This window comes from Mycobacteriales bacterium (assembly GCA_036497565.1).
In the GTDB taxonomy this organism is placed as follows: Bacteria; Actinomycetota; Actinomycetes; order Mycobacteriales; family QHCD01; genus DASXJE01.
On sequence record DASXJE010000203.1, the window covers coordinates 1 to 3,157 of the forward strand.

Consider the following 3,157-nt stretch of genomic DNA (forward strand, 5'->3'; position numbering starts at 1 on the left):
CGTTAGCGATCCTCCGTCAGCAGTACGCGACCCGCTGGGATTTGTGGGTTGTCCGCTGCGTCTACCCGAAGCCATACACCGTGTGGTGCGCCCGGCCGGTAGGGCATCCGGTAGCCACGATCAACACCGACAGCCCGGAGCGCCTCGTCGAGGAGATCCGGCGGCAGGAGCAGGACGCGCTACAGCGCCCTGAATGACACGCCGTCAGGCCGTCTCTGATTCGGTCTCGAACTGCTCGACGTCGGCGTCCGTCCACTCGCGGGCGACGTCTGCCCAATGCCGGGAACCCTGCTGCAACCTCAGCTTGGCGTCGCTGTTGCCGGTCGGCGTGGCGTACAGCCGGATACCCATCGAGCGCAGCAGCGCGCCCCGCGCGTCGTCGGTCGTCAGGGACGCCCACCGGTCGGTGAACAGCTCATCAGTCATCTTGATGTCCGTGCGCGCTGGGTGCTCTTCTGCCCGCAGCGCGTGTGCCCGCGCCGCCAGGTCAGACGTCAGGCGGGCCAGCCTTCCGACGTCGCCGCCAGACGTCACGAACTTGTCTTCCAGGTCGCGGATGCTCTGCTCGATCCGGGCTAGCTCGTCGGCATGGCTTACGGCGGGCTCCCTGACCACCTCGGGGATGTACATCCCGCCGAATGCCCGGATGACCAGGGGCTCTATCTGCTCTTCGAGCCGGTGGCCGTTCACGTGCGTCGAGCACTTCGACGCGTCCTTGTGCCGGTAGTACTTCCGTTCCCTGACCCCGCTCACGCGGTTGATCTGCGTCCGGGCGAGGTACAGCTCCCGGCCGCACGGCTGGCAGTACACCACGTGCAGCCACGGCGTCGCGTCCTTCGGCACGCCCGCACCGTGGGCCTTGGCGTCGAGCCGGGCCTGTAGGCGGTTCCACTTCGCCTCACCGATGACCGGCTCACCGCGCATCAGCATGGGAAGGCCGTCAGCGTCGCGCACGACGTCACCCTTGAACGTCACCCAGCCCTTGAGCTCCGGAGACCGCAACCGGCGGACGAGAGTGGACGGGTCGGTGCCGACGCGCAGCGCCACCTGCCGAGCCGATGTCCCCGCGAGGATGTCGTCAACGGCCTGGCGGACGACGGGCACGACGTCAGGGTCCGGCACAAGTACCGAATGGTCGCCGCTCTTCTTCGTCATGTAGCCCCAGTGCATCGACGACCGGCCGCCGTTGGCGTACCCCGAGGTGATGAGCTTCTTGGCCTTCCGGCTGTTCCGCTCGCGCATCTTCCGAAGCTCGGCCTGGGCGAACAGGACACGCATGTGGGCGGATAGCTCGCCCGCCTCGGTTGTCATGTCGATGTCTTCGCTGACGGCAATGAGCTTCTTGCCGTTGGGCTCGAAGACGTCGTGCCAGGTCGTCACGAAGTCGTAGTGGTTGCGGAACATTCGGTCGATCGAGTAGCCGAGCAAGCCATCCCACTCATCAAGGCGCTTGAACCACGGGCCTATCCCCGGCCGGTCCCTGATCGGCTTCCCGCCCGACACGTCGAGGTCTTCGGTGAGGGCGACGATCGTGTGCCCGTGCCGACGTGCGTATTCCTCTAGGTTCTCTGCCTGGGTGTCCACGCTGGTGGTGCTCTCGGACAACCGGCTCAGGCGCACGGCGGCAAGCAGTCGCATCGGCTTCTCCCCTCGGGTTTCTCGCGGTGGTACCATCGTAGAGGATGTTAACCATGTGATGCATTCGAGAACACCATCCCGATGTTCGCAAACGTCCGCAGCATGCCCGACGCGATGCCGAACGCCTCCGGCGGCGCCGCCTTCATCACCGCCGAGCTGTTGGCCGGGAAGAAGAAGCTCGCCCCGATGCCGTTGATGATGCTCGCCAGCACCACCACCCACAGTCCGGTAGTCACCCTGAGCTGGGCGTAGATGGCCCGACCCTTGTCGTACAGCACCCGGATGGCCACGGCCAGCGCGGCCACGCCGACCGGCACGTTGATCCAGAAGATCCACCGCCAGGAGATATAGGTGACGATCACGCCGCTGTTGGCCATGATGAACGCCCCGCCGACCCCCTGCAGGACGCGAAAGGCGATGATCGACGGCTCGTTCCAGGCCAGCGCGCAGGCCAGCGAGCCGAGCACGAAGACGGCGAAGCCCGTCTCGTACATCCGGACCCGGCCGAACATGTCGCCCAATCGACCGACCTGGGTGGCCAGCAGCGTGATGACGAGCAGGAAGCTGATGATGACCCAGACCACCGCGGACAGGTCCACGTGCAGACCGCGCTGGATCTCCGGCAGGGCCAGCACGACGATCGTGGTATCGACCGCCGTCATCAGCACGCCGGTCATGATGACGGCCATCGCCACGCCGGCACGCGGTGCGGCCTGGACCTTTTCCGACGGGCTTGTCACCTTGGGGACGGACACGCGGCTTAGCTTAACCCGCGGTTGTCAATCGCTAAATAAATGAGGACTACGCTAGGGACGGCACTTCCGGGTAAAGGGGCTGTCCCGTGGACAGAGATGAGGCCTGCATCGGTCGCGTAGGCGTCCTGACCGTGGGCACACGGGGTGGCGACGGCCCGGGCGAAGTGCATATCAAGATCCGCGGCGGCTCCGAGACCTTTCTCGCCTGGTCGGAGAAGCCGCTGCCCAGGGGGGCGACCGTCCTTGTCATCGAGTCGCGCGGCGCTCGGGCGGTCGACGTCATCGAGTGGGAAGATTCGCTCGACGATATTCCGCGCAATCCGGGGTTACAGCTGTTTTAGGAGATGAACGACGATGTTCGGCTACCGTGTTCCAGCGCCCGACGAGGCCATGCTGATTTCCGGAAGAGGGGGCAGCCCGCAAGGGGCGCCGTTCCGGGTGGTGATCGGCCACGGCGCCTTCGTCACGCCCGTATTCCGCAAGGTCCGGTACCTCACCCTGTCCATGCAGGAGGCCGAGGTCGCGGAGACCTGCGTGACCAAGCAGGGCATCTCGCTGAACGTCCGCTCGGTGATCGCCTTCAAGGTCGGCAACGACCAGGAATCCATCGTCAACGCCGGGCAGCGTTTCCTGTCCGACCAGGACCAGATGTCGGTGCTGACCGGGCGGATCTTCGCCGGCCACCTGCGCTCGATCATCGGCTCGATGACCGTCGAGGAACTCGTCACCGAGCGGCAGAAGCTGGCCACCGAGGTCCTGGACGG

General features: G+C 65.9%; 5 protein-coding genes. 3 read left to right on the forward strand and 2 right to left on the reverse strand.

Annotated features, from left to right (window positions below; translation table 11 throughout):
• Window positions 1-197, forward strand: a 197-nt coding sequence (locus VGH85_16705) for a hypothetical protein (protein HEY2175448.1), incomplete at its 5' end; no start/stop codon positions are given.
• 7 nt (window positions 198-204) lie between these two features.
• Here the strand turns inward: VGH85_16705 and VGH85_16710 are convergent.
• Window positions 205-1,638, reverse strand: coding sequence for a recombinase family protein (locus tag VGH85_16710; protein ID HEY2175449.1), 1,434 nt, complete (start codon window positions 1,636-1,638; stop codon window positions 205-207).
• A 47-nt stretch (window positions 1,639-1,685) separates the two neighbouring features.
• Window positions 1,686-2,393, reverse strand: a complete 708-nt coding sequence (locus VGH85_16715) for an MFS transporter (protein ID HEY2175450.1) — start codon at window positions 2,391-2,393, stop codon at window positions 1,686-1,688.
• 86 nt (window positions 2,394-2,479) lie between these two features.
• On the opposite strand from VGH85_16715, the gene VGH85_16720 reads away from it, so the two are divergent.
• Together VGH85_16720 and VGH85_16725 are read left to right on the forward strand one after the other, a co-directional pair.
• A complete protein-coding gene (locus VGH85_16720; protein HEY2175451.1) occupies window positions 2,480-2,734 on the forward strand; it encodes a hypothetical protein in 255 nt (84 codons plus the stop codon).
• Window positions 2,735-2,747: 13 nt separating this feature from the next.
• Window positions 2,748-3,157 (forward strand): flotillin family protein (locus VGH85_16725; GenBank protein ID HEY2175452.1); only part of this gene is annotated, 410 nt, incomplete at its 3' end.

Excerpts from the sequence above, each read along its gene's own strand:
- VGH85_16710 (HEY2175449.1), bottom strand. The coding sequence starts at position 1,638 with ATGCGACTGCTTGCCGCCGTGCGCCTGAGCCGGTTGTCCGAGAGCACC.